At 71.3% G+C, this 23691-nt stretch carries 27 protein-coding genes; 10 read left to right on the forward strand and 17 right to left on the reverse strand.

The genetic code is table 11. The annotated features are described in order from the left end of the window. Window positions 1-117: 117 nt before the first annotated feature. From NMN56_RS20860 to NMN56_RS20895, 8 genes are all read right to left on the reverse strand, one after another. Window positions 118-900, reverse strand: coding sequence for a GvpL/GvpF family gas vesicle protein (locus tag NMN56_RS20860; protein ID WP_274046543.1), 783 nt, complete (start codon window positions 898-900; stop codon window positions 118-120). Then, the gene (locus NMN56_RS20865; protein WP_274046542.1) at window positions 884-1207 is read right to left on the reverse strand and encodes a gas vesicle protein; all 324 of its coding nucleotides are present in this window, start codon (window positions 1205-1207) and stop codon (window positions 884-886) included. The genes NMN56_RS20860 and NMN56_RS20865 overlap by 17 nt, the downstream gene beginning before the upstream one ends. Beyond that, window positions 1204-2298: an SRPBCC family protein gene (locus tag NMN56_RS20870; RefSeq protein ID WP_274046625.1), complete on the reverse strand. Its 1095-nt coding sequence runs from the start codon at window positions 2296-2298 to the stop codon at window positions 1204-1206. The genes NMN56_RS20865 and NMN56_RS20870 overlap by 4 nt, the downstream gene beginning before the upstream one ends. Window positions 2299-2332: 34 nt before the next feature. Then, window positions 2333-3175, reverse strand: a complete 843-nt coding sequence (locus NMN56_RS20875; protein WP_274046541.1) for a hypothetical protein — start codon at window positions 3173-3175, stop codon at window positions 2333-2335. After that, a complete protein-coding gene (locus tag NMN56_RS20880; RefSeq protein WP_274046540.1) occupies window positions 3172-3405 on the reverse strand; it encodes a gas vesicle protein GvpG in 234 nt (77 codons plus the stop codon). The genes NMN56_RS20875 and NMN56_RS20880 overlap by 4 nt, the downstream gene beginning before the upstream one ends. Before the next feature lie 6 nt (window positions 3406-3411). After that, the gene (locus NMN56_RS20885; protein WP_274046539.1) at window positions 3412-4179 is read right to left on the reverse strand and encodes a GvpL/GvpF family gas vesicle protein; all 768 of its coding nucleotides are present in this window, start codon (window positions 4177-4179) and stop codon (window positions 3412-3414) included. Continuing rightward, window positions 4176-4595 (reverse strand): gas vesicle structural protein GvpA, encoded by a 420-nt coding sequence (locus NMN56_RS20890; protein WP_274046538.1) that lies wholly within the window; start codon window positions 4593-4595, stop codon window positions 4176-4178. The genes NMN56_RS20885 and NMN56_RS20890 overlap by 4 nt, the downstream gene beginning before the upstream one ends. A 394-nt stretch (window positions 4596-4989) precedes the next feature. Beyond that, a complete protein-coding gene (locus tag NMN56_RS20895; protein ID WP_274046537.1) occupies window positions 4990-5487 on the reverse strand; it encodes a hemerythrin domain-containing protein in 498 nt (165 codons plus the stop codon). A 183-nt stretch (window positions 5488-5670) separates the two neighbouring features. Here NMN56_RS20895 and NMN56_RS20900 point away from each other — a divergent pair, with 183 nt between their 5' ends. Then, window positions 5671-5856 (forward strand): hypothetical protein, encoded by a 186-nt coding sequence (locus NMN56_RS20900; RefSeq protein WP_274046536.1) that lies wholly within the window; start codon window positions 5671-5673, stop codon window positions 5854-5856. 496 nt (window positions 5857-6352) lie between these two features. On the opposite strand, the gene NMN56_RS20905 is transcribed toward NMN56_RS20900, so the two are convergent. Further along, window positions 6353-6634 (reverse strand): GlsB/YeaQ/YmgE family stress response membrane protein, encoded by a 282-nt coding sequence (locus NMN56_RS20905; protein ID WP_274046535.1) that lies wholly within the window; start codon window positions 6632-6634, stop codon window positions 6353-6355. 63 nt (window positions 6635-6697) lie between these two features. Next, the gene (locus tag NMN56_RS20910) at window positions 6698-7087 is read right to left on the reverse strand and encodes a DUF2267 domain-containing protein (protein WP_274046534.1); all 390 of its coding nucleotides are present in this window, start codon (window positions 7085-7087) and stop codon (window positions 6698-6700) included. Window positions 7088-7290: 203 nt separating this feature from the next. On the opposite strand from NMN56_RS20910, the gene NMN56_RS20915 reads away from it, so the two are divergent. Both NMN56_RS20915 and NMN56_RS20920 read left to right on the forward strand, forming a co-directional pair. Continuing rightward, a complete protein-coding gene (locus NMN56_RS20915) occupies window positions 7291-7578 on the forward strand; it encodes a gas vesicle protein GvpO (RefSeq protein WP_274046533.1) in 288 nt (95 codons plus the stop codon). Window positions 7579-7669: 91 nt separating this feature from the next. Next, a complete protein-coding gene (locus NMN56_RS20920) occupies window positions 7670-8227 on the forward strand; it encodes a hypothetical protein (protein WP_274046532.1) in 558 nt (185 codons plus the stop codon). Between the two features lie 67 nt (window positions 8228-8294). Here NMN56_RS20920 and NMN56_RS20925 read toward each other — a convergent pair whose 3' ends face one another. After that, window positions 8295-9200 carry an NADP-dependent oxidoreductase gene (locus NMN56_RS20925; RefSeq protein WP_274046624.1) on the reverse strand — a complete coding sequence of 302 codons (906 nt, stop codon included), beginning with the start codon at window positions 9198-9200 and terminating at the stop codon, window positions 8295-8297. A 122-nt stretch (window positions 9201-9322) separates the two neighbouring features. Here NMN56_RS20925 and NMN56_RS20930 point away from each other — a divergent pair, with 122 nt between their 5' ends. Continuing rightward, window positions 9323-9688, forward strand: a complete 366-nt coding sequence (locus tag NMN56_RS20930; protein ID WP_274046531.1) for a MerR family transcriptional regulator — start codon at window positions 9323-9325, stop codon at window positions 9686-9688. Between the two features lie 53 nt (window positions 9689-9741). Here the strand turns inward: NMN56_RS20930 and NMN56_RS20935 are convergent, their stop codons facing one another. Continuing rightward, window positions 9742-11817 carry a PP2C family protein-serine/threonine phosphatase gene (locus NMN56_RS20935; protein ID WP_274046530.1) on the reverse strand — a complete coding sequence of 692 codons (2076 nt, stop codon included), beginning with the start codon at window positions 11815-11817 and terminating at the stop codon, window positions 9742-9744. A gap of 118 nt (window positions 11818-11935) precedes the next feature. On the opposite strand from NMN56_RS20935, the gene NMN56_RS20940 reads away from it, so the two are divergent. Next, on the forward strand, window positions 11936-12313 hold the full coding sequence (locus NMN56_RS20940) for an RNA-binding S4 domain-containing protein (protein ID WP_274046529.1): 378 nt from the start codon (window positions 11936-11938) through the stop codon (window positions 12311-12313). Window positions 12314-12500: 187 nt separating this feature from the next. On the opposite strand, the gene NMN56_RS20945 is transcribed toward NMN56_RS20940, so the two are convergent. Both NMN56_RS20945 and NMN56_RS20950 read right to left on the reverse strand, forming a co-directional pair. After that, window positions 12501-12824 (reverse strand): L-rhamnose mutarotase, encoded by a 324-nt coding sequence (locus NMN56_RS20945; RefSeq protein WP_274046528.1) that lies wholly within the window; start codon window positions 12822-12824, stop codon window positions 12501-12503. A gap of 73 nt (window positions 12825-12897) precedes the next feature. Beyond that, on the reverse strand, window positions 12898-13590 hold the full coding sequence (locus tag NMN56_RS20950; protein ID WP_274046527.1) for a response regulator: 693 nt from the start codon (window positions 13588-13590) through the stop codon (window positions 12898-12900). A 185-nt stretch (window positions 13591-13775) separates the two neighbouring features. Here NMN56_RS20950 and NMN56_RS20955 point away from each other — a divergent pair, with 185 nt between their 5' ends. The 5 genes from NMN56_RS20955 (at window position 13776) to NMN56_RS20975 (ending at window position 18703) form a co-directional block, all read left to right on the forward strand. After that, on the forward strand, window positions 13776-15746 hold the full coding sequence (locus NMN56_RS20955) for a GAF domain-containing sensor histidine kinase (protein ID WP_274046526.1): 1971 nt from the start codon (window positions 13776-13778) through the stop codon (window positions 15744-15746). Between the two features lie 117 nt (window positions 15747-15863). Then, complete coding sequence (locus NMN56_RS20960; protein ID WP_274046525.1) at window positions 15864-16520, forward strand: mycothiol-dependent nitroreductase Rv2466c family protein; 657 nt, start codon at window positions 15864-15866, stop codon at window positions 16518-16520. Window positions 16521-16575: 55 nt separating this feature from the next. After that, the gene (locus NMN56_RS20965) at window positions 16576-17667 is read left to right on the forward strand and encodes a sulfotransferase (RefSeq protein ID WP_274046524.1); all 1092 of its coding nucleotides are present in this window, start codon (window positions 16576-16578) and stop codon (window positions 17665-17667) included. A gap of 257 nt (window positions 17668-17924) precedes the next feature. After that, on the forward strand, window positions 17925-18134 hold the full coding sequence (locus NMN56_RS20970) for a DUF2180 family protein (RefSeq protein ID WP_274046523.1): 210 nt from the start codon (window positions 17925-17927) through the stop codon (window positions 18132-18134). A gap of 134 nt (window positions 18135-18268) precedes the next feature. Next, window positions 18269-18703, forward strand: a complete 435-nt coding sequence (locus NMN56_RS20975) for a Fur family transcriptional regulator (RefSeq protein WP_274046623.1) — start codon at window positions 18269-18271, stop codon at window positions 18701-18703. 48 nt (window positions 18704-18751) lie between these two features. On the opposite strand, the gene NMN56_RS20980 is transcribed toward NMN56_RS20975, so the two are convergent. From NMN56_RS20980 to NMN56_RS20990, 3 genes are all read right to left on the reverse strand, one after another. Continuing rightward, entirely contained in the window at window positions 18752-20299 is a 1548-nt protein-coding gene (locus NMN56_RS20980) for an APC family permease (RefSeq protein ID WP_274046522.1), read from the reverse strand. 75 nt (window positions 20300-20374) lie between these two features. After that, entirely contained in the window at window positions 20375-21304 is a 930-nt protein-coding gene (locus tag NMN56_RS20985; RefSeq protein ID WP_274046521.1) for a hypothetical protein, read from the reverse strand. Between the two features lie 171 nt (window positions 21305-21475). After that, on the reverse strand, window positions 21476-23380 hold the full coding sequence (locus tag NMN56_RS20990) for a M4 family metallopeptidase (RefSeq protein WP_274046622.1): 1905 nt from the start codon (window positions 23378-23380) through the stop codon (window positions 21476-21478). Between the last annotated feature and the right edge of the window lie 311 nt (window positions 23381-23691).

The following is a 23691-nucleotide window of genomic DNA, read 5'->3' on the forward strand; positions in this document are numbered from 1 at the left end:
GGTAGGTGCCGTCACGGGCGCGCGGCGCGTACGGCTCGGGCCACGTTCCCGGCTGCGGCTCCGCCTCCGCCTCCGGTCCTGCCTCCGCCCCCGGTCCCGGTTCCGGCAGGGCGCCGTTCACCGGGACTCCGTGGCGCGTTCCGCCGCGGCGAAGGAGTACGGCGCCCAGGGGCCCGTCAGTTCCACGCGGATGTTCGGGTCGTGTCCGGCGAGCTGATCGAGGCGCGCGACGAAGTCCTCTGAGGTGTCGCGCGGTACGAGATACGCGGCGTTCAGCAGGTTCTGGCCCGGGATCCGCGAGAGCTTGGGGTTCTGCGCCGGATAGATCCTGATGTCCTCCGCGTAACCGGACAGGGCGGCGTGCAGGGCCCTGCCGAGCTGTTCGGCCTCCTCCAGGACGTTCTCGCGCGCGGTGACGGCACGCCTGCGGCTGCGCAGGTAGTCGCGCCCGCTGGTGGGCGCGGGGCGTGCCGGTTCTGCGGGCTGCGGGGCCGGCTGCTCGGCGTAGACCTTCACGCCCCACTCGACCCGGCCGTCCAGCCGCGCCAGCGTCTCCGTGAACTCCGCGTGCCCCGCCTCCAGCGCGCGGCGCACGCCCTCGTCGTCGCGGTAGAGGGTCGCGAGCCGCAGCGGCAGCGGGCAGGTGACGGCGGTGAGCGCGTCCACGACGGCCTGGTGTGCGCGCGCCGTGGCGGAGACCCAGTCCAGGTCCTCCAGGTGAGCGCGCAGCGGCTCTTCGCCGAAGTCGTCCCCGGGCACGTCGCTGAGGACGGCGACCAGGTCGCCGTGGCGCAGGGTGCGGGGGACGGTGTCCCCCACGCCCCGCAGGTCCCCGGCCAGTGCCGTGGGGAAGGGCGCCGTGACCGCGTACACGTAGCGGAGTTCAGCGTCGCTCTTCACCGCGGCTCCCTTCCAGTTCCTCGATGCGGTGGCGCAACCGCTTGTTCTCCTCCGTGAGCTGGCCCTTTCGCGCGCTCGAACTCAGCGCCGGATCGGTCTCCCACCAGTCGATGCCCATCTCCTTGGCCTTGTCGACGGAGGCGACGATCAACCGGAGTTTGATCGTGAGCAGTTCGATGTCGAGCAGGTTGATGCGGATGTCACCCGCGATCACGACGCCCTTGTCGAGGACGCGTTCGAGGATGTCGGCGAGGTTGGAGCCGCCGTCGCTCTCGTACCGCTGCGGGAGCCTGCTGGGAGTGGTCACCGGCGCTCACCGGCTTCCGCGTACTCCTCGACCGGCTCCCCCGCCTCGTCGTACGCGCCTTCCTCGGCGTCCTCGGAGTCCTCGATCTCTTCGGCGTCCTCGGTCTCTTCGTCCTCCTCGTCGTCCTCCGCTTCCTCCGGCTCGGACTCGGCCTCGGACTCGTCCTCGGCGTACGCGTCCTCACCGTTCGCGGATTCCCCGAACTCCTCGGGTTCCCCGAACTCTTCGGACTCCTGGGACCCGTGTGGGGACTCGGACCCGCCCCGTTCCTCCTCTTCCTCCGCCACGGCGTCCTCGTGGGGGACGACGACCTCGCCGTCGCGGATCTCGCCGCGCCAGCCCTCGTCCGCCTCGCCCTTCAGGGAGATGTGGCGGGCGTAGTGCTTCAGGTCGAGGCGGGCCCTGCGGCCCTGAGCGCGCCAGATGTTGCCGGTCTTCTCGAAGAGACCCTTGGGGTAGTACTCCATGACCAGCACGACCCGGGTCAGGTTCCCGGTGAGTTCGTGGAACGTGACCACGCCCTTGGTGGTGCCCTTGGCGCCCTGAGAGGTCCAGGAGATCCGCTGGTCGGGAACCTGTTCCGTGGTCGTCGCCTGCCAGCTCCTGTTCGACCAGAGGACCTTGAGCTTCCAGTCCGACGTGGTGTCGTCCGCGGTCGTCACATCCGTGACGCCCTTGGCGAAGGAGCTGAAGTCCTGGTACTGCGTCCACTGGTCGTACGCGTCACGCACGGGCACGCCCACATCGACGTGCTCCAGGATGACGACCGGCTTCCGGCCGCCGCCCTTCTTGCGCTTGCCGCCCTTGTCCAGGGCGCCCTTGACGCCCTCGACGGCCTTCTCCTTGAGCTGCGAAGCGCCTGCCTCCAGTGCGCCGCGTACGGGCCCCTTGCCCTCGACCACCTTGCGTCCGCTCTCCAGGGCGAGCCGCGCGAATCCGGGGCTGCGGCCCTCGGCCACGTCGTTGAGCATGCCCGTGGTCCGGCCCAGCCTGCGGCCGAGACCCATCAGGACGCGCTCGGCCTCGGCCGCCGCCAGTTGGGCGGCGGCCGACTTGAGGCGGTCGGCAGTCGCGGGGTCGACGGCGCCCATGACCTTGCCGGCGCCGTTCCCCGCTTTCGAGGTGTCAGCCACGGCTCCGGCCTCCCTTCGCGCCCGACGCCTTCTGCGCGCCCTGCTTCTTCTCACCCGCCGAGGACTTCGTCCCCGAGTTCTTCGGGGACGCCGAGTTCTTCGAGGACCCGGAGGACCCCGAGGATCGAGAGGGCCCCGACGAGCCTGCGGTTCCCGAGGACTTCGAGCCCGCCGCACCCTTGGCAGGAGCCTTGTTCGCGGACGCCTTGTTCGCGGGCGCCTTCTTGGCGGCCGTCTTCTTCGTGGACGCCTTCGTGGACGCCTTCGTAGCCGGCGCCTTGTTCTCGGACGCCTTCCTGGCGGGGCGCTTGGTGGTGCCCGACGCTGTGGAGTCGGTCCGTGAGGACGTACGCGCCGACGGCTTACGGGCACTGGAGAGCGCCTTCTTGGCCTTGCCCGCGCTCTTACGGCCTGCTCCTCCTGAGGTGACGCTCTTCGCGGTCTCCCCGGTGGCGGACGCCGCGTCCTTGGCCGTGGAAGCGGTCTCCTTCGCGGTGTCCTGCGCCGTGTCCGCGACGCCCGAGATCTGGTCACGCACGTGCTCCGTACGGTCGTGCAGGCGGTCGGCCAGCGCGTTGACCTGGCGGTTGACCAGCGCGCCCGTCGCGGCCTTCCCCATGCCGCGCAGGTCTTCGCGCAGCTGGTCGCCGACCTCCTTGAACTGCGGGTTCTTCGCCAGCTGTTCGGAGGCGAAGGCGGCGACGGACTGCGGGCCGAGCTTCAGCCTCTTGCCCGTCACCATCGTGGCGACGGCAAAGGCGAGCTTCGCCTTCTTCGTCCTGCCGAGGACGTATCCCCCGCCGACGGCGAGCGCCGTCGTCAGCTTGTGGTTCATGTGGGGTTCCTGTTCTCCAGCCGGGCGAGCAACTCGTCCTCGCGCCGGTCGAATTCGTCGTCGTCGATCTCACCGGCCAGCAACTGCTTCTCCAGGTCGGCGAGTTCGCGCTGGACGACGGACGGGTCTCTGTACTGCCGCTCCGCCTCGTCCCGCACCTGCCGCAGCACCCAGGCGGTGCCGCGGAAGGGTGCGGCGGGGAGCAGCAGCAGTTCGCTGATCAGCCCCATACCGGGTCACTCGGCCCGGACACCGGCGTCGGCTCCCACTCCCGCCCCGGCGCCGGTCTTGTCGACGAAGCTGTAGGGCGGCAGGGGCCCGCTCAGCCGCAGTTCCAGCTGCGGTTCCGCCATGCGCAGGTCCTCGACGGCCGCGGCGAAGTCGGCCACCGTGTCGTGGTCGACGAGGAAGGAGAAGTTGGCCAGCCACCCCATGCTCTCGGGGCCCTCGCTGACGTCGTGCGCCAGCGGCGCCAGTGTCCTGCGTACGGTGTCGGCGTCGACGGCCTCGCGGGCCTGTACGGCGGACGCGACCATCTCGCCGAGCCGCAGCCGCTCCTCGTAACTGCCGCCTCCCGCAGCGCGGTTGGCCTCGCTGGCGGCGCGCAGCTCGGGCTGGTCGGCCATCACGCGGTGCAGGACGGCCTCCTCCTCGTGGGTGGCCTTGATGTTGTACTCGACCATGCCCTCCAGCGCGTCGAGCCGCTCAAGGAAGTGCGCGGCGCGGTCGGCGAGCACCCCCGTGACGGTCTCGTCGTCGTCGGAGACGCTGCCGAAGCGCATGGGCAGCACCGTCTTGGTGGCGCCGGCCTCTGACAGCACCCGCTGGTGCGCGAGGAGTTCCCTGCGCTTGGGGGTGAGGTTCTCGGGCGCCTCACTCACGACGGCGAACAGGTCGCCCTGTTCCAGAACCCGCACCGGGCGCGGCGGGTCGCCGACGCCGGTGAGGTCCTCCGGGAGGGAGGGCACGGGGACCCGGGCGATGCCGTAGACGTAGGTACTCACTCCCGCTCCTCCTTACGGCGCGAGGCGGTGCGCTTGCGCGGTGCCGCCTCTTCTTCCCGCTTGCTCTCGTCGCGGGCCTGCTGGTAGGCGTCGGACACGGTCTGTGCCGCGCCGGTGAGCGCGCCCTTGGTCTTGCCGCGTGCGCCGGACTCGGACATGTCGCCGACCAGTTCGGGGAGGCCGGTGCTCTTCTTCGGGCCGGCCTCCAGGTCGAGGCGGTTGCACGCCTCGGCGAACCGGAGATAGGTGTCGACGCTCGCGACGACGACCCGGATGTCGATCTTGAGGATTTCGATGCCGACGAGCGAGACGCGCACGAACACGTCGATCACGAGTCCTCGGTCGAGGACAAGTTCCAGCACGTCGTACAGATTGCCGGTGCCGCCGCCTTGCTGCTGTGCCGGAGCGACAGTCATGAGGCAGGGCCTCCTTCGCTTTCTGGTCGTGGCAGCTCGGACAGGGCCGGGCTCCGTCGTGCGGCGACGGGCTCGGCCACCGTGAACTGAGTGATGGCTCCGCGCCGCTTCCATGCAACTCACGGCTGTGAAGGGCGCGTTGTCGGCCACCCGGGATGGCCAGGGTGGCCGGGTAGCCCACAGGAGTCGGGGCAAACACACGGCGCGTGACCGGGATTGACGGGGCCCGGGCCAGGGTGTACGACGGCTCGGCCCCGCGCCGGCCCGGTGCACGACAGCCCGGCCCGGTGCACGGCAGCCGGCCCCGCGCCGACCCCGGGCCAGGGGGTACGACACTCGACCCCGCGCCGGCCAGGGCTCAGCCCACGCTCCGTCCGTGCCTCGTCAGCCCGGGTCAGCCCCGGGTCAGCCAGGCGCGGAGCCTGTCGAGGACGCCGGGTCCCGGGTCGAGGGCGCGGCGCCTGGCCTGCTCGGCGCGTGCCCCCAGGTCGAAGCGTTCGCGGGCGGTGAGGGCCGTACGGAGGCGGGGGAAGGTCTCGGTCTCCTCCTCCGTGATGTGCCCCTGGATCCACCCCATGAGCGCCTGCACGGCGTTGTCGAAGGCCGCGGTCGTGGGGTCGGCCGCCTCCATGTCGCGCACGGTCGCCTCGACGGCTGCGCGGCGCGCGGGCCAGGCGGCGACGGTCAGCTCCCCGTCGGGCAGGGAGCGCACGAGGGCCGGATGGAGATGGGCCTCGCGCGCCGCGACATGGCGGACGGTCCAGGCGACGAGCTGCTGGGCCAGTGCGCGGCGGCGTGCCAGATCGCGGGTCGCCTCGTAGGCGGCGTAGACGCGTTCAGCCTCCCTGTGATCGTCCATGAGCAGCTCCAGGACATCCTGTTTGTGCGCCATAGCTCCTCCGTACGTCCTGCCGTCCCCGGCGACCAGGAAGGGAGACCCGAGGTACCCGGGGTGAAAGAGGACCAAACGGGCACTGTGCGGGCATGCGGCGTTTGCGGGGAAAGGTCATGGCTACCCGTCCGGCAGGGCGTGCCACGGCAGCGCCCCGCGCACGGAACGTGGAGGTGAACGCAGGTGCAGAAGACAGACAGCGCTCCCCGCGAGAAGGACATCGCGCAGCGCCCCGCGATGAGGGAGACAAGGCGGAGAAGCGCTGCTCCCGGGTCCCCCGGCGTGGGCGACGGACCGATGAGCTACGGTCCCCGCGGCTCCGCGGACCCGAGCGACCCCGAGGCCCACATCTTCCGGGGCGAGGACTGAGGCGGCCGGCCCCGAAGAGCCGGCGCCACGCGCGCGGAACCGTCCATACCGCACGGGGCCACATCCATGGGACGGCAGCGCCGAGGCACCGGCCAGAACGCACTGCCCCGGGGCGAAGGCCCCGGGGCAGAAGCACGCCCTGCGTCCCGGCACGGCACGCGCCGCTCACGCACCGTGCCGGGCGCTGTTCCGGATGGTTCCGGATGCCGGATCCGCTCGCTGTGCGTACGCCTGCGCGCGTACGCCTTCACCTGCGCGTACGCACGTCCACTCGTCACATGCGCAGGTCCCACTCGCCTTGCGCGTACGTCGTCACCTGGGCAGGGTCCATGCGCAGGTCCACTCGTCCTTGCGCGTAGGTAGCGGCTCGCACGGGTGTGCGTGGACGTGGGCACGCGTAGGCGTGGGCGCGCGGCCTCATCCGCCTTGCTCACCTCATCTGGCTCTGCTCATGTGCCGAAGCCCCCCTTGCCCCTTGCCCCTTGCTGGTGACGCGTTACTCGTGTGTCGTGGGCCCTACGCGGGTGCGGATACGGTCCGCCGCCGCGATGCCGAGGCCCGCGAGCGCGGTCTGTACGGCGATCTGGGCCCAGCCCGACGCTGTCGTCGTGGTGATGCCGATGCCGCGGGCGAGCGCGGCGCCGAGCAGCGCCGCCGTGAGACCGATGAGGAACGTGACCAGGATTCCGATGTGCTGACGTCCTGGGACGACGAGCCTTCCGAGTGTGCCGATGACGGCCCCCACCACGAGGGCGCTCAGAATGCCTGAGAGCAGCATGGTGTCCTCCTCGGCGGCCGGGTTGCCCTGGTTCGGCGGGCGAAACCGGCGGAGGACACCGCTTCAGGTGAGTTCCGGGTATCCGAACAGCGGGGCATATCCGCTGGGCAACTGGCTGATCAGCTTGTTGAGTTCACCGCCGGAGATGGTGTCCTTGACGGTGTGGCACACGGCCTCGGCGTGCTTGCGCGCGACCGCCTCGTTCTCCGCGCCTGTCGCCTCGCCCACCCGGGTGAGGAACTCGCCCTCGCTCCAGGTCGAGGCCCCGCCGCTGTCATGGGTCAGCGCCTCGGTCAGTTCTGCGGGCAACTGCGAGGCGAGGTGGCGGGCCGAGTTCTCCTGAAGCCTGGTACCGAGCAGTACGACCACGGCTTCGGTGACCCGCAGGGCCTCTTCACGGTCCGGGTAGCCACCGCGCTCCCGCACTCCGGCCAGAAATTCTCCGTACGTCATGGCGGTTCCCTCTCCTCTCCTGCCGGGTCCCCCCGGTCATGTCCCGTACCGGGTCACTCGGTCGTGTCCCGTGCCGGGTCTCCCGACCGTGGCCGCTCTCTCCGGTCGTGCCGGGTCTCCTCCGGTACCCACGGGCCCCCGGGTTCACTCTGCACGGAATGGGCACTCGGCGCCCGTCGCACTGCCCACCGACAGGAGACGGGATGCCGGAGCGCGGAACGGACAAGCCGAGCCCCGAAGCGGCCGAGGTGCTGCGGTCGGCGCGGGAGTCGATCGAGGAGCTGACCGGGCTGGAGAGCGAGACCGTTTCCTCGGTCGTACGGGGAGAGGGCGGCGACTGGACGCTGCACGTCGAGGTCGTGGAGCTGCGCCGGGTACCGGACAGCGCCAGCATGCTGGGCTCCTACGAGATCACCCTCGACGAGGAGGGCCGGCTGACCGGATACCGCCGCCTCCGCCGCTACGAGCGCGGCAAGCCCGACCCGAGGTAGCGCGTGTTCCGGGCGCCGGAAAGCGCGAGGAGGTCGTCAACGTGCCGTTATCGAGGGGACACGGACCGCTCGCGTCCGTAATGTCGCACGTATGGAACATTCGTACGGGAGTCGCTGTGGTGAGCGCGTGGAGGACCCGCGCTGGGTCACCGAGGTGCGCTGGGTCGGCGTGGGCGGCGCCGTCGTCCTGGGCACGCTGCTCGCCGTCGACGCCGGTTACGGGCGGCTGACCTGGCCACGCTGCGCGCTGTGGGCGGGCCTCGCGCTGCTCCTGTGCCTGGTGCTGCTGCCGCCCCGGATCACGGCGGGCAGGGGCTGGATCGCCTCGCGGGGCGTGCTGGTCGAGCGGCGGGTGAGGACCGACCGGCTCGTGGCGTTCCACTGGGACGAGGGCTCGGGCGGCGCCGTACGGCGCGTGATCCTGCACGACACCGCCGGCACCCGCCTCGAACTGGACGTGGGCGTGCTCACCGCGACGCCCGCGCTCTGGCTGCTGCTGGAGGAGGGCGCGCGGGAAGCGCTGCGGAACGGCACCCTCACCCGGGGCTCCGCCGCGCTGACCCGGCTGGCCAACAGGGTCGAGCAGGAGACGGTACGCGCCGTCCTCATGGCCTCGGGCCTGGAGGAAACCCCCAGGCGCCTCGGCTGACGCCGGGCGACCGGCCGCCGTGCCGCGCAGCCCGCAGCCCGCAGCGCGCACAGGGCGTGCGCCCGCTTCAGATGGAGACGACGATCTTTCCGCGTGTGCGGCCGAGCTCGGCGTGCGCGTGGGCGTCGGCGAACTTCTCCAGGGGGTAGCTCTGTTCGATGCGGGGTGTGTAGCGGCCTTGCCGGCCCAGTTCAGCGGCTGCGGACAGGAGAGCGGGGTCGTTCTCCGCGTTGACCACGTGCGTGCCCAGGCGCTGCCCGCGCGCGTGGTCGGCGACCGTCGCGACGCGCGCCGGGTCGCCCGTGATCGCGACGAGGTCGTCCAGGGAGCCGGAGGCCGCGGTGTCGAGCGCGATGTCGACGCCATGCGGAGCCAGGGCGGAGAGCCGCTGGGCGAGACCGGGGCCGTAGGTGGTGGGCACGGCGCCGAGGGAGGTGAGGAACGCGTGGTTGCGTTCGCCGGCCGTCCCGATCACGGTGGCACCCCGCGCCACGGCGATCTCGACGGCCGCGCTGCCCACGCCGCCGGCGGCGCCCTCGACGAGAAGGGTGCGCCCCGCGAGGGAGCCGAGCGCGTTCAGTCCGCCCATCGCGGTCACGGACGCGAGGCCGGCGCCCGCTGCCTGCTCGTCGTTCCACGTGCCGGGAGTGTGGGCCCAGGCCGAGAGGGTGACCAGCTCAGCGGTGGCGCCGGTGACACCGCCCAGCCCGAAGACACGGTCGCCGATGCTCACTCCCTGCACGCCGTCACCGATCTCGTCGACCACACCGGCGGCGTCGCGCCCGGGAATGACGGGCAGCTCCAGCGGAAGCAGTTCGCGGAGGGCGCCGGTACGCAGCTTCCAGTCGATGGGGTTGACGCCGGCCGCCGCGGCACGGACACGGATCTCGCCGGATCCGGGGTGCGGGTCGGGGGCCTGCTCGGTCACCAGGTTGTCCACGCTGCCGTACTCGTGGAAGCGGGCTGCACGCATAATGTCCTGCCTCACCTATGTATCGAAATGACGTGTTCACCCGACGCCCACCACCGTAGAACCTGACGTTGGCGTGAGGTGCAATTCGGCAAGCCGGAACTTCCCCGGCCGAAGGAGGACAGGTGCGCATCGGCGAGGTTGCCGAGCAGGCAGGGGTGAGCGTGAGAGCCCTGCGCTACTACGAAGAACAGCGGCTGCTCCCCGCTGACCGCAGCGCCGGCGGCCAGCGGCACTACCCCGACTCCGCCGTCGAACGCGTCCGGCTGATCCAACAGCTGTACGCCGCGGGCCTGGCAAGCACCACCGTCCGCCAGGTACTGCCCTGTGTGGACTCGGGCGAGGAACCCCCTGCCCTGCTGGACCGGTTGGTGACCGAACGCGCGCTCATCGAGCAGAAGATCACCGACCTGCTCACCGCACGCGACCGGCTCGACGACGTCATCGGCGTAGCGCGGAACCCGGACCCCGACTGCACTCACGGGCAGTGAGCGAAGCCGGCGCGCGAAACAGGGCTCACACCCCCGGCACGAGGGCAATGCACCTAGCCCCAGGCGACGTGCAGGCCGAGGATCGTCGCGTCGTCCTCGGCGCCAGGGCCGAGGAGCGTGGACATCAGGCAGTCGGTCGCCGCCCGTGCGTCGGCTCCCGAGGCGCAGCGGACGACCGCCTCCAGCAGCGCGTGCACCCCGGTGTCCAGGTCGTGCCCCCTGCGTTCGACGACGCCGTCCGTGTAGAGGAGCAGCAGGTCACCGGGGGCCAGCTGGGTGGTGTTGACGGGGTAGGACGCCTCGGGCATGACGCCGAGCAGCAGCCCGTGCTCGGCGTCCAGGACGTACGGCACGCCGTCCCTGACGAGGATCGGCGAGGGGTGGCCCGCACTGGCCCAGCGGAAGAGGCGGGTCCGCGGGTCGAGGTGGCCGACGACGGCGGTCGCCGTGGTGTCCAGGTCGCCGGAGTGGACGACTTCACCCAGCTCCCTGGTGAGCTGTCCGGGGTCGCCGTCCGTATAGGCGAGCCCGGCGAGCGCCGAGCGCTGCTGTACGGCCCTGCTGGCCGCGTCGACCCCGTGCCCTGAGGCGTCTCCGACGGCCACCAGCACGCGCCCGTCGGGCAGTTCGCGGCACTTGTACCAGTCGCCGCCGATCCCGGAATCGGACGGCACATACGCCGCGCCGACCGAGAGCCAGGGCGGGGTGAAGGCGGGCAGCGGCGGAGTCAGGGCCTTACGCAGGATCTCCGAGACGCGGCGCTCGGCCGCCGCCTCCTGGCGCAGCCGCTCGGCGTCGCTCAGCGCGCTGCGCAGCCGGCGCTCCTGCTCGGTGATGTCACGTGCGGCGAAGAGCACGCTCTCCGGGGTGTCGGAGCCCGTGGGGCGCGCGTGCCCCATCCAGCGCACACGGCGCTCCTCACCTTTGACGTGCAGGGTCATCTCGTGGTCCGCGATCTCCTCACCGGCCAGCAGCCGCTCCATGTCGGCCTCGAAGTGCGGCAGATCGGCCGGATCGATCATCCGCGCGATGGTGCGCATATCGGCGCCGATGTCCCGCGCGGAGGCCACGGTCGGTGGCATCTCACCGGTGGCCATGGCATCGGCGACCGCTTCCGTACCGGCGTCGGGCCCTCCCCCGGTACCGGTGGCGGACGTGTCGGGGGTGGACGAGACATCGGAGCCGGGGGCGGACGTTCGGGGGGCGGAGGCATCGGAGCCGGTGGCGGACGTATCGGGGGCGGCGGCGCCCTCCCCGCGCACCTCCGTGCCCCCCTTCGTGCCTCCCTTCGTCCCTCCCCTCGTCTCCAGTTCCTCCGGCAGGGGAACGGAGAGCCCGAGCAGCACCCGCATGCCCTCGGACCACTGCACCTTTCCGGTGACCAGGTCCCACTCGGCCCATCCGATCCGGGCGCTCTCCTGGGCGCGGCGGGCGATGCGGCTCTCGCCCACGGGCTCCCAGTTCGTCAGCAGCAGCCCCTCTTCAGCCAGCGGGGTCACGGTGCCGCGCAGCCTGGCGCGGCGGAGCGTGCCGTCGACGACGTCGAAGTAGTCGATGCTGTCGGTGCCGACGGGCCCGTTCCTGGCGAGGGCCGCGGCGTAGAGGTCGTACATCCCGCTCGTACGGGCCCCCGGCCGGGTCTCGGAGAGGGGGCGGCCGAGGAAGTCGAGGGGGTCGTTGCCCGAGCCGCTCAGTTCGAGGTGGTTGGCGCCCATGACCGTGTAGTCCCGCACGGCGCCGTCGGACCCGTACTCCGGGCGCAGCACGCTGGCGCTGCCGCGGATGAGGGCGAGCACGGAACCGATCCAGGGCGGGAGCCCGGGCAGCACGGCGACGTGGGACGTCGCGGCTCCGGAGGAGTCGTCGTACGCGAAGGGGCCGCCGGCCGCACCCTCGGTCGTGTTCCCCTCCGGCACGCTCCCCCCGGCGGTACCTGCCCTGGAACGGGCGGTCACCTGCCTGGTCTTCGAACCGGCCCCGACCCGCGTGCGCACCCTGTGCCGGGCCCGCGCCACCGACCGCAGGGCCAGCCTGTCGAGCTTCTGGAGGAACTCGTCGCTGCGGGCCCCGCCGGGCTCCCGCTCCGGGGAAGCCTCGCGGCCGTCTGTGGGGAAGGACGGTTCGTTCATGTACGAGCATTCTGTGCCGTCCCGCAGCGGTGCGCCGTCCGGGAGCATCCCGGCGGGCGACGTGCGACCTCGCCCGCCGCTCTCGGCAGGGCGCCGTCTCTGGCCTAGAGTCGGACGCATGACTGCGGACGAGGAGCCGGTGCGGATCGACAGCTGGATCTGGTCGGTACGGCTGACGAAAAGCCGTTCCGAGGCAGCGACAGCCGCGCGCGGCGGCCGGGTCAAGGTCAACGGGGCCACCGTGAAGGCGGCGCACGCCGTACGGCAGGGCGACGAGGTGCGCGTACGGCGCGACGGGTACGAGCGGATCGTCGTGGTCAAGCGGCTGATCAAGAAGCGGGTGGGAGCGCCCGTCGCCGCTGAGTGCTACATCGACAAGAGCCCGCCGCGCCCGCCCCGCGAGGAAGTACCGCTGGTCGCCCACAGGCAGCGGGGCGCGGGACGCCCCACCAAGCGCGACCGCCGCGAGCTGGAGAAGCTGCGCGGCGAACGGTAGCTGTGCCTGTGCCCGGACGGACGGACGGACGAGGCGGGCACAGGCACCGTGGCGCCCACCGGCCCGGACGCACGGGGCACCGCTGGTTCGCTCCTTGAGACCGGTCGGCCCGAGCCCCGGTCGCCCCCCGAGCCCGGTCGCCCCCTGATGCCGGTCGTTCCCAGAAACCGGTGTCCCCTGAGCCCGGTCATTCCATGAGGAAGACCCGCTCCATGGGTGCCCACCACTCCCCCTCGCGCGCCTCGGGCACGGGCTCCTGGCAGGGGTCGGTGAGCTTCCACCACTCCTGGGTCGCCGGGTCGGCCGCGACCGCGGCGAGGTCGGCGTCCAGACCGTCGCCGTGGTACTCGAAGTAGCTGAAGAGCCGGTCGCCCAGCAGATGGATGGAGTAGTTGGCGATCCCGCTCGCGCGCAGCCGCTCCAGCACGGGTTCCGGTACCGCGCGGTGCAACTGCCTGTACTCCTCCAGCCGTTCGGGCCGTACTCGTATCACCTGGGCCACCCGCCGCATGCACCCTCCCTGAACCGACACCGGATCATGCCGCGCGCAGCGTACAGCGCACTTCCGGCGGCGGACAGGTGGGTCAGCTGCCGGTGTCCCTGATGCGCTCGGCGATCACGGCAGCCTGCACGCGGCGGCCGACACCGAGCTTGGCCAGGATCGAGGAGATGCGGTTCTTGACGGTCTTCTCCGCGAGGTAGAGCCGCTCCCCGATCTGCCGGTTGGTGAGCCCCTCACCGATCAGTTCCAGCACCTCGCGCTCGCGCGTCGAGAGCCGGGCCAGCTCGGGCGGGCCCGGCTGGTGCTCACGTGCGCGGAGCCGGGCCATGACGCGTCCCGTCGCACTCGGGTCGAGGAGCGAGGTGCCCGACGCGACGGTACGGATCGCGGTGACGAGGTCGGCGCCCTTGATCTGCTTGAGGACATAGCCGGACGCGCCCGCCATGATGGCGTCGAAGAGTGCCTCGTCGTCGTCGAAGGACGTCAGCATCAGGCAGACCAACTCGGGCATGAGCGTGCGCAGTTCGCGGCACACCTCGATGCCCGCGTGGTCACCCTCCTGGTCCGTGCCGCCCAGTCGCACGTCCAGCACCGCCACGTCGGGGCGCACGGCGGGTGCCCGCGCCAGCGCCTGCCGCGCGTCCGCCGCGTCGCCCACGACGGCCATGTCGGGCTCGGCGTCCAGCATGTCGCGCAGACCTCTGCGGACGACCTCGTGATCGTCGAGCAGGAAGACGCGGATGGGCGAGCCGTCCCTGGCGTGTGGTTCTGGCACTGGACCTCCTCGGTACGCCCACAGCCTGCGGCACGTCGGTGCCCCAAGGAAGGGCCGTTCGGCACCTGCGCGGAATCCCGCCTTCCCGCTCGGAACGTGCCAACGACCCGGTGGAGCAAGGGGTTTCCGCCGTACACTGCGGTCCCGGGGTGCAGGCGGGCGCCCGGCTGTCGCACGGAGGTCGTATGACGGACTCTGCCGACCAAGACCAAGGCCAGGATCAAGGCCAGGATCAAGGCCAGGACCGGGGATACCGGGAAGAGCTGCCCCACTTCCGGCTCGATGAGCTGCTCGACGAGTTGCAGACACGACTGGACGCGGCCCGCACCACCCAGGACAGGATGCACGGTCTGCTGGAGGCCGTGCTCAGCGTCGGCCGGGAGCTGGACCTCGCGCAGGTGCTGCGCCGAATCGTTCAGGCGGCGCTCGCGCTGACCAACGCGGAGTACGGGGCGCTGGGCGTCATCGGCGAGGGCAGGCGGCTGTCCAACTTCCTGCCGGTCGGCATCTCGGAGGAAGTCGCCGCGCGCATCGGCCCGTTGCCCTCGGGGCACGGCATTCTCGGCGAGCTGATCCGGCACCCCGAGCCGCTGCGGCTGACCGACCTGACCGCGCACCCCGCCAGCCACGGCTTCCCCGCGCACCATCCGCCGATGCGCTCCTTCCTCGGTGTGCCCGTACGGGTGCGCGACGAGGTGTTCGGGAACCTGTATCTCACCGAGAAGCGCGGCGGAGCCCAGTTCGACGCGGACGACGAGGCCGTCGTCACCACGCTCGCCGTGGCGGCGGGCGTCGCGGTCGACAACGCGCGCCTGTACGCGGAGAGCCGCCGCCGCGAGCAGTGGCTGGAAGCGCTCGGAGAGATCACCAGACTGCTGCTGAGCGGCGCCTCGTCCGGCGAGGTGCTGCGGCTGATCGCCTGGCACGCGATGGAGGTCGCGCAGTCGGACTCGGCCTGTGTGCTGCTTCCCGACCCGGCGACGGACCGGCTGCGGGTCCATGTGGCCGTCGGCGCGCTGTCGAAGGATCTGACGGGCCTCCTGGCCTCCTACGACAACACGCTGCCCGGCCTCGCGGCACGTATGGGCGAGTCCGCCGTGACCTCCGACATCAAGAACGACCCGCGCACACACGCCTTCCCCGGCGTGGAGAACGCGCACGGACCCGCCGTCGCCGTGCCCCTGCTGGCCCAGAAGCACGCGCCCGGGGCGCTGCGCCTGAGCAGGCTCAACGGGCGTCCGCCATACGACGAGACCGAGGTCGGCCTCCTCTCGGACTTCGCGGCACAGGCGGCTCTCGCGCTCGAACTCGCCCAGCACCGGGACGAGTCCGAGCAGCTGGCGCTGCTGCACGACCGCGACAGGATCGCCCGTGATCTGCACGACCTGGCCATCCAGCGGCTGTTCGCGACCGGCATGACCCTCCAGAGCGCCGGCCGGCTCATCGACAGACCCGAGGCGGCCGAGCGCGTGGGGCGTGCCGTGGACGATCTGGACGAGACGATCAAGATCATCCGCTCGACCATCTTCGCGCTGCGCTCCTCCGGCCAGGGGCACAGTGCCCCCGGCACCAGCTTGCGCAGAACCGTCGCGAAGGCCATCGGCGACGCCGCCGAGCGGCTGGGTTTCATGCCGGCGCTGCGTATGGAGGGCCCGGTCGACACCGATGTGCCTGCCGAAGCGGGCGAGCATCTCGGCGCCGTGCTCGCCGAGGCGCTCAGCAACATCGTGCGGCACGCACGCGCGCACCGTGTCGACGTCGTGCTGACCGTCGGCGAGAGGATCACCCTGGAGGTCGCCGACGACGGCGTGGGCATCGGCGACAGCCCGCAGACCGGCGGCCTGGCCAACATGCGCTCGCGTGCCGAACTCCTCGGCGGGCAGCTGACGGTGGCGCCGGGCGACATCGAGCGGACCGGCCGGACCAAGGAGAACGAAGGCGAACGCTGCATGTCCGGCACCCGCGTCGTCTGGAGCGTTCCGCTGCCCGGGGAACGCGAAGACAGCGAGGACGGAATCAGCCCGGACGGCCGGGACAGCGAGGACGTAAACAGCAGGGACAGCGGGGACGGCAGTGATGGCAGTGACGGCGGGAACGGGGGCAGCCACCGGGGAGAGGACGGGACCGGCGGGCGCGACGGGACCGGTGAAGGATGACCGCGGCGGACACCGCGAGCACCGCGAACGCGGCGGCATCCGCGGGCCCGGCGGAAACCCCGTAGGCGACGGAATCGCCGTAGGCAACGGAAACCACACACCCGGAGGCAACGCGCAGTGAGCCCTACCCCCACTTCCGCCGCACGGGCGGCCCGGCGTACGCGGATCGCGGACTTCTGGTTCGATCCCGCCTGCCCCTACACCTGGATCACCTCGCGCTGGATCCGCGAGGTCGAGCGCGTGCGGGACGTGGAGGTGCGCTGGCACGTGATGAGCCTGTCGGTGCTCAACGAGGCGCGCGAGGTGGACCCCGAGGGCGACACCGACGGCTATCTGTGGATGCCCGTACGGGTCTGCGCCGCCGTACAGGAGCGGCACGGACAGCGTGCGCTCGGCGACTTCTTCACCGCCTTCGGCAGCCGTGTCCACGGGCACGGTGACTGGAACTGGGAGACCGTGCTCCCCGACGCGCTCGCCGAGGCGGGCCTCCCGCGTGAACTCGCCCAGGCGGCGGGGACGCACACGTACGACGCCGCCGTACGTGCCTCGCACGCCCGGGGCATCGGCCTGGTCGGCGCTGACGTGGGCACGCCGGTCATCGCCGTGCGCGAGGGCGAGGAGGGCGAGCGGACCGCGTTCTTCGGGCCGTGTGTCTCACCGGCACCGCGCGGGGAGGCTGCGGGCAGGCTCTGGGACGGCACGCTGCTGATGGCGGGCGTACGGGAGTTCTACGAGTTCCGGCGTACGGCGGCCCCGGTGGACTTCCGCGGATGAGCCTTCCGCCGTCGAGACTTCCGCGGTGAGTCGCGGTGAGAGGGGACGGGCAGACGTGAGGACACTGACGTTCGTGGTCGGGACGGGGCGCAGCGGCTCCACCGCGCTCTCCAGGATCCTGCGCGAGCACCCCGACGTGCTCAGCCTCAACGAACTGGGTGCCACCTCGCTCCGCCCCGCCACGCTGTGCGAAGAGCCCCTGCCGGGGCGGGAGTTCTGGGCACGCGTCACCGCGCCCCATCCGGTCTTCGACAGCATGATCCGCAGCGGGGCACCGCTCCCCGAGTTCCTCTACAACCGCTCCCCCGGCCGCTACTCCGCCGAGACGACCGGCATTCCCGCGCTGAGCCTGATGGTCCTCCCGCACCTCACCGAGGACCCCGACGGCCTTCTCGACGCGCTGGAAGCGGAGATCGCCGGCAGGCCCGAGCAGCCGTGCGCCCAGCACTGGGAGGCCCTCTTCGACGTGCTCGCGGCACATACCGCCGATTCGGCGCGTACCGCTGATACGGCGCGTACCGCGAGCACGGCAGGTGACGGGGCAGCGGCCGGCGCGGCCGTCGAACGGTCCGGGTACTCGGTCGGGAACGTTCCGCTGTTCCACCGGCACTTCCCCTCCGCGCGCTTCGTGCACCTGCACAGGGACGGCCCCGACTGCGCCGTATCCATGTCCCGGCACCCCGGATACCGCATGATCACGCAACTGCTGGAGGCAGCGGAGACAGCGGGGGTCGGCTCCCTCGCCGACCTGACGCCCGCACACGCCGCGGCGCTGCCGCCGCACCTCGCGCCGCTGCTCTCGGAGCGCTTCGACCCCGCACTCGTCCTGGAACGGCCGTTGCCGGTCGTACGGTTCGCAGCGCTGTGGTCGCAGCTCGTACGGGAGGGTACGGAGAATCTGGCGGCCCTGCCCTCCGGATCCGCCACGACGCTCTCCTACGAACAGCTGCTGGAGGCGCCCCACAGGGAGCTGGCACGCCTCGCGCGGTTCGCCGGGGTCGAGCCGCTGCCCTCCTGGCTCGACACCGGCGCCGCCCTGCTCGACCCGTCACGGCGCGGCGCCGCACTGCGGCTGCCCCCGGAAGAACTGGCGGCCCTGCGCGAAGCCTGCGCCCCCGGCGAGGCCGCGCTGAGCCAGGCCCCGTAACCCGAAGCGGGCCCCTTCCCCGCCGAATCCTCCCGCCGAATTCCCCGGCCGAATCCCCCGCCGAAGCCAGAATTGACTCAGTCCAATTTAGCGGGTTAATGTCGTGTTCGCGCACCGGTGGACGACTGCTCCCTCTTTCCACGCGGTTGTGCCGCCCCTTCAGTCATGCGCGGACGCGCCGCCGCTCCGGTACGCCGGACCGCTGCCCGCGCCCGGCGAGCGCGCGCCCCGATCCCCGACCCGCACGGAGTTCCCCCATGAAGTGCTACGACTGCGACCAGAACGGCCGCAGCGATACGACGCCCATCGGCGTCTGCTCCCGCTGCAACCTCGTCATCTGCCCCGAGCACGGACGCGTCACGCAGGCGCTCGTCCACCTGGTGCGCGGAACCGGCAAGTCGACCAGCGATCTGCCCGCACGCCGGGCGGTCTGCCTGACCTGCCACGCGGCCGAGAACGTCGGCTGAGCCACGCCCCCGCCGCTCCGGCGTACGGACCCGGCCTGTCTTGACCGGGTCAATTCTGCTGCTTACAGTGCAGCCGGGCTCACAGGGGCATCCGCGCGGTGCCCGCGTTCGACCGCGAAGGGTGTGACGACGGCATGGAACAGGCGGGCGAACTGCTGCGGTCCAGGGGGCTGCGCAGCACGGTGCAGCGCCGCGCCGTACTGGAAGCCCTGCGCGGCCACGCGCACTCCACGGCGGCCGAACTGGAACACCGCATCGGTGTCGGCACCGCGACGACGGCGCCCGGCGGGCTCTCCCGGCAGGGCCTCTACAACGTGCTCGACGACCTCACGCGCGCCGAACTGGTCCGCAGCATCGAGCCCGCCGGATCCCCCGCGCGGTACGAGTTGCGGGTCGGCGACAACCATCACCATCTGGTGTGCCGTGGCTGCGGACGCATCGAGGACGTGGACTGCACCGTCGGCCGTGCGCCCTGCCTGGATCCGGCGGAGGACAAGGGGTTCCGTATCGACGAGGCGGAGATCGTCTGGTGGGGGCTGTGCGACCGCTGCCGGCCGGCTGACGGCTGAGGCGCACGAACCCCCACCGTCCGCAACGCCCGCACCCCGTACGGGAGTTCAGTGCCCGTCCGAGGCGGCCTTCTCCGCCTGCTTCTCCAGTTCGAACGCCTGGTTTCCCAGCCCGATGCGGGCGAAGACCTGCGGCCTCCTCGACCGCAGGACAAGGCCGACGGTGAGTCCGACGAGTGCCGCCACGCCGATGATGCCGGGCAGCACCCAGCCCAGCACGGAGTCGGGGCCCGCGCCCAGCAGCACATCGAAGTCCTTGACCGCGTAGACGAACACGAAGCCGAGCCCGAGCGCCGCGAGCCCCGAGCACAGCAGCCTTCCCGCCTGGACCCGTGCCGCTCCGCGCCGCGAGAAGAAGGCGATGACCGCGACCGAGGTGACGGTCATCAGGAGGATCACGCCGAGCGCTCCCACGTTCCCCATCCAGGTGAACAGCCGCAGCACGGGCGCTGTGGGGTCGCCGTCCGGCTTGTCGTCGGTGATCACGAAGGCGCCGACGACCACGACGGAGATCAGCGTCTGGAGCAGGGAGCCGAAGGCGGGCGCTCCCGTGCTGGCGGAAGCGCGGCCCACGGCGCGGGGCAGCAGCCCTTCGCGGCCCATGGCGAAGGCGTAGCGCGACACGACGTTGTGGAAGGCGAGCATGCAGGCGAAGGCACCGGTCACGAAGAAGATGTGCAGCACATCGGTGAACGCGGTGCCCAGGCGCGGTTCGGCGAGCGTGAAGATGAGCCCCGAACTCTCCTTCCTGGCCGCGTCCACGACGCCGCCCGGGCCTGTGGCGACGCTGATCAGCCAGGCGGTGAGCGCGTAGAAGACGGCGATGATGCCGACCGCGAGGAACATCACGCGGCGCACGACGGTCTGCGGTCTGTCGGTCTCCTCCGCGTAGACGGGGGCCTGTTCGAAGCCGAGGAAGGCGGCGACGGTGAAGCAGAGCGCGGTACCGAGCCCGGCGCCCGTGAGGGTGTCCGGGTTGAAGGCGTGCAGCGAAAGGCCCTCGGGGCCCGGGTCGGCCGCGTAGGCGAAGTCGATGACCAGGACGAGCAGCACCTCGACGATCAGCACGATGCCGACCACCTTGGCGTTGAGGTCGATCTTGAGGGCGCCGAGGACCCCGGTGAGCAGCAGCGCGAGAAGCGCGGGTATCCACCAGGAGACGGTCAGGTCGAAGAACTTCTCGCACAGGACGGAGACTTCGAAGCCGAAGATGCCGTAGACGCCGACCTGGAGCGCGCTGTAGGCGACGAGTGCGACATAGGAGGCCGCGGCTCCCGCCAGGCCGCCGAGGCCGCGGGCGATGTAGGCGTAGAAGGCACCCGCGTTGTGCACATGGCGGCTCATCTCGGCGTAGCCGATGCCGAACAGCGCCATGATCACGCCGAGGATGACGAAGAGCAGCGGCAGCCCGACGACGCCCATCACGGCGTACGTCGTGGCCATGACGCCGGCGACGGTCATCAGCGGTGCCGTGGCGGCGAGCACGGACAGCAGGAGCCCCGCCGTGCCCAGGCGGCCCGCGCGCAGGGACGCCTGTTCCTGGCCTTTGAAGGTGCTGATCTCCTGCGGTGGTGACGGCTGACTGCCGGTGAGCATGGCGGGAACGTCCTCTCCAGGGTGCGGTGGCTGGGTGCTGCGCTGGCTGGATGGTGCGTGTGCGCTGTGCGGTGGTCAGGCGGAGCCGAGTGCGGCCTTGTGCGCCGCGCGGAAGACCTTGTGCGGATCACGCCCGGAGAACGACCACGGCTCGGGGGTGACATGGGGGCCGATGCGCTGGAAGAGGGCCGCTGCCTCGGCCATGCGGCCCTCGTGGAACTTCGCGTGCGCGAGATGGTTGAGGTCGACCAGACGGCGCGGGTTACGGTCCTCGGCGCCCCATTCCAGCCACCAGTTGAAGGCGGCGCGCACGATCTGCTGGGGGTACCGCCCCTGCCAGTGGCCGGCCCCGGTGGCGTCCGGATCGCTCTGTCCCTGCGCCACCAGGACGCGGAAGCGCTCGGCGTGTGCCACGACGGGAAGCAGCGCCAACGGGCAGTCGGCGGGCGCGCGTTCGGCCGTCTCGGCGGCGAAGTCGTAGACCCCGGTGCCCTTTTCGGCCAGGGCGGCGGCCATGAGGTGGTGCGCGTGGTGGTGCTCGGGGTGCCGCGCCGACAGCTCCTCGTAGGCGTGCCGGCAGTCCTCGGAGGTGGCGGTGGCGCGGAAGAGCAGCAGCAGCGCGAGCCAGGGCGTGGGGTCGGCCGGCGCATGGCGCACGGCGGCGCCGATGGCCGCGCGGGCGACGTGGGGATCCTGCTTGCCGCGTACGGCGCGGAGCGTGGAGGCGCAGGCGAGGAGGGTCGCGGCATGCGCGCTGTCGGGCTCTGTCAGCTGCCATTCACGGGCCCACGCCTCGGCGGCCGGGGTCATGGCGAGTGCGGTGACGCGGTGCCCGCGCAGGTCCCAGCGTTCGCCGGTCTCCAGGAGGAGGCCGCGCGCCTCTGCCCAGTGCCCCTGGACGAAGGCGTCGCGGGCGGCGCGTAACGGCCCGTCGTCCAGCGCGGGGTCGCATCGCCGCCCGTCGCCGGAGCGGCGGAAGGTGAGGGGAGGAGGTGGAGGAGTCATGGTCAGCGATCACCCAACCGGACTGAACCGGTCACGTCAAGTGTTGCCTTGCGGAGTGCTGCCGACCGGGAAGCGGTGCGCCCCGGGAGCGTCAACTCAGGTGCTCCCGGGGCGCGTTGAACCGTTCAGGCCGTACCGTTCGCCGCGCTGGTCAGAGGGTGAGTGCCAGGATCAGAAGGTGAGCTTCCAGGAGTTGAGGGTGCCCGCGTCGGTGCGGTAGATGTCCGTGACGCGGAGCTTCCAGGTGCCCGTCGCCTTCTCCGAGGAGGCGTTGACGGTGTAGGTCTCCTTCACGTTGTCGGCCGAATCGCTGGAGCTGGTGTTCTTCAGGCGGTACGCCGAGCCGTCCGGCGCGATCAGGTCGAGGCGCACGTCGCCCCGGTAGGTGTGGGTGATGTCCACGCCCACCTTGAGGGCGCTGGGCGCGTTGCCGTCCCGGGTGACGCTGATCGGTGAGTCCACGGTGCCCGGGTCGGGGATGCGGTACGCGGTGGTGTTCTCGTAACCGTCACCGGGGCCTGGTCCGGGTCCCGGGCGGGTGCCGACGTTCACGGCCGCCCAGGCGTTGGCGACGGCGGTGTACTGCGCGCTGGTCTGCCCGAACAGGTCGCTCGCGGCGGAGAGCGTGGCGGTGCGCGCCGCGGCGTAGTTGGTGTTCGAGGTCATCTTCTCGCTGAGCGCCTTGAACCAGATCTTCTCGGCGTCCTTGATGCCGATGCCGCTGACCGGGAGGTTGTCGTAGGTCGGCGAGTCGTAGCGGACGCCGTTGATCTCCTTGACGCCGCTGCCCTCACTCAGCAGGTAGAAGAAGTGGTTGGCGACGCCGGACGAGTAGTGCACGTCGATGTTGCCGATCCCGGCGTACCAGTTGTCCTTGGACTGCCCGTCCTTGCTGGGCTTGTCCATGTAGCGCAGCGGGGTGCCGTTGCCCCTGATGTCGATCTTCTCGCCGACGAGGTAGTCACCCGGGTCGTTGGGGTTGTTGGCGTTGAACTCGACCGCGGCGGCGAAGATGTCGGAGGTCGCCTCGTTGAGGCCGCCCGACTCACCGCTGTAGATCAGCCTGGCCGTGGCCGAGGTGACACCGTGGGTCATCTCGTGCGCCGCCACGTCGATGGACGTCAGCGGCTTCTGGTTGCCCGCCCCGTCCCCGTAGGTCATGCAGAAACAGGAGTCCTGCCAGAAGGCGTTGACGTAGTTGTTGCCGTAGTGGACCCGCGTGGACGCGCCGACGCCGTCGCCCCTGATACCGGAACGGCCGTGCACGTTCTTGTAGTAGTCCCAGGTGAGCGCCGCGCCGTAGTGCGCGTCGACGCCCGCGGTCTGCGCGTTGGCGGGTGTGCCGTCACCCCAGATGTCGTCGGCGTCCGTGAACAGCGTTCCGGTGCCGGAGGTGCCGCGGTTGAGGTTGTACGTCTTGTGCGCGCCACGCGCGGTGTCGCTCATGCTGTACGACCCGCTGGAGCCCGCGGTACCGAGGGTGACCTTCCCGCTGTACTGGCTGTTGCCCGTGCCGTTGTGCACGCCCTGGTACGAGAACAGCTTCTTGCCGCTCTTCGCGTCGGTGATCGTGTGCAGTTCGTTGGGCGTGCCGTCCTTCTGCTTGCCGCCCTCGACGGTCTCCCAGGCCAGCACCGGCTTGCCCTGCGCCGCCCAGATCACCTTGCGGGGCTCGGCCGCCTTCTTCTTCAGGGACGGTGCCGCCTCGGCCGCCTTGGTCGTGGCGACCTCGATCTTGGCCTTCGTCGCCTTGGTGACGCCCTCGACCTTGCCGCCCTTGGTCTCGTGGACGACCAGGTCGCCGCCCAGCACGGGCAGTCCCGCGTAGGTCCGTTCGTAGCGCGTGTGCACGGAGCCGTCCGCGTTCTTCACGACATCGCGGGGCTTGAGCTGCTCCTCGGCGCCGAGCTTCAGCACCTCGGCGGTCTCGGCCCTGGTCTCGCTCGCCGCCTTGAGCAGACCGGCGCGCTGCGGCGCCGAGAGCTTCACGGGAAGCTCCCCGGCGTCAGGCTTGCCGAGCTTGCTCGCGTCGGGACCTGCAGAGGCGGTACCGCTCTGCATGCCCACCGCGACCATCGCAGCCGCGGCGACCAGCGCACCACCAACGGTGGCACGTCTTCGGGGGGTGTTTCTCTTACGCACGCTGAACTCCTTCTGCGAGAGATGGCAGAACAGGTGGAGCTGTGTGTACGCGTGGGAGGAAGTCGCCGGAGCGCTACGGGGGGGGTGTCTGTGGGGGTGCGGCGCCTCGGCGTGCTGAACGATGGCACCAGTGACCCCGCGTGTCAGGAGCCTGACACTAAGTTGGCCAGAAGTCGTCCGTTGACCCCGCTGCCGTGTCCGCTCACCGAACGTGAGAAGGGCCGCGCGATCGCCGCACGGCCCCG

Origin of the sequence: Streptomyces iconiensis (assembly GCF_028657195.3) — a bacterium.
Taxonomy (GTDB): Bacteria; Actinomycetota; Actinomycetes; order Streptomycetales; family Streptomycetaceae; genus Streptomyces; species Streptomyces iconiensis.

Excerpts from the sequence above, each read along its gene's own strand:
- NMN56_RS20870 (WP_274046625.1), bottom strand. The coding sequence starts at position 2,298 with ATGGGCGCCGTCGACCCCGCGACTGCCGACCGCCTCAAGTCGGCCGCC.
- NMN56_RS20875 (WP_274046541.1), bottom strand. The coding sequence starts at position 3,175 with ATGAACCACAAGCTGACGACGGCGCTCGCCGTCGGCGGGGGATACGTC.
- NMN56_RS20880 (WP_274046540.1), bottom strand. The coding sequence starts at position 3,405 with ATGGGGCTGATCAGCGAACTGCTGCTGCTCCCCGCCGCACCCTTCCGC.
- NMN56_RS20890 (WP_274046538.1), bottom strand. The coding sequence starts at position 4,595 with ATGACTGTCGCTCCGGCACAGCAGCAAGGCGGCGGCACCGGCAATCTG.
- NMN56_RS20895 (WP_274046537.1), bottom strand. The coding sequence starts at position 5,487 with ATGGCGCACAAACAGGATGTCCTGGAGCTGCTCATGGACGATCACAGG.
- NMN56_RS20905 (WP_274046535.1), bottom strand. The coding sequence starts at position 6,634 with ATGCTGCTCTCAGGCATTCTGAGCGCCCTCGTGGTGGGGGCCGTCATC.
- NMN56_RS20910 (WP_274046534.1), bottom strand. The coding sequence starts at position 7,087 with ATGACGTACGGAGAATTTCTGGCCGGAGTGCGGGAGCGCGGTGGCTAC.
- NMN56_RS20915 (WP_274046533.1), top strand. The coding sequence starts at position 7,291 with ATGCCGGAGCGCGGAACGGACAAGCCGAGCCCCGAAGCGGCCGAGGTG.
- NMN56_RS20920 (WP_274046532.1), top strand. The coding sequence starts at position 7,670 with ATGGAACATTCGTACGGGAGTCGCTGTGGTGAGCGCGTGGAGGACCCG.
- NMN56_RS20925 (WP_274046624.1), bottom strand. The coding sequence starts at position 9,200 with ATGCGTGCAGCCCGCTTCCACGAGTACGGCAGCGTGGACAACCTGGTG.
- NMN56_RS20935 (WP_274046530.1), bottom strand. The coding sequence starts at position 11,817 with ATGAACGAACCGTCCTTCCCCACAGACGGCCGCGAGGCTTCCCCGGAG.
- NMN56_RS20940 (WP_274046529.1), top strand. The coding sequence starts at position 11,936 with ATGACTGCGGACGAGGAGCCGGTGCGGATCGACAGCTGGATCTGGTCG.
- NMN56_RS20945 (WP_274046528.1), bottom strand. The coding sequence starts at position 12,824 with ATGCGGCGGGTGGCCCAGGTGATACGAGTACGGCCCGAACGGCTGGAG.
- NMN56_RS20955 (WP_274046526.1), top strand. The coding sequence starts at position 13,776 with ATGACGGACTCTGCCGACCAAGACCAAGGCCAGGATCAAGGCCAGGAT.
- NMN56_RS20970 (WP_274046523.1), top strand. The coding sequence starts at position 17,925 with ATGAAGTGCTACGACTGCGACCAGAACGGCCGCAGCGATACGACGCCC.
- NMN56_RS20975 (WP_274046623.1), top strand. The coding sequence starts at position 18,269 with ATGGAACAGGCGGGCGAACTGCTGCGGTCCAGGGGGCTGCGCAGCACG.
- NMN56_RS20980 (WP_274046522.1), bottom strand. The coding sequence starts at position 20,299 with ATGCTCACCGGCAGTCAGCCGTCACCACCGCAGGAGATCAGCACCTTC.
- NMN56_RS20985 (WP_274046521.1), bottom strand. The coding sequence starts at position 21,304 with ATGACTCCTCCACCTCCTCCCCTCACCTTCCGCCGCTCCGGCGACGGG.
- NMN56_RS20990 (WP_274046622.1), bottom strand. The coding sequence starts at position 23,380 with ATGGTCGCGGTGGGCATGCAGAGCGGTACCGCCTCTGCAGGTCCCGAC.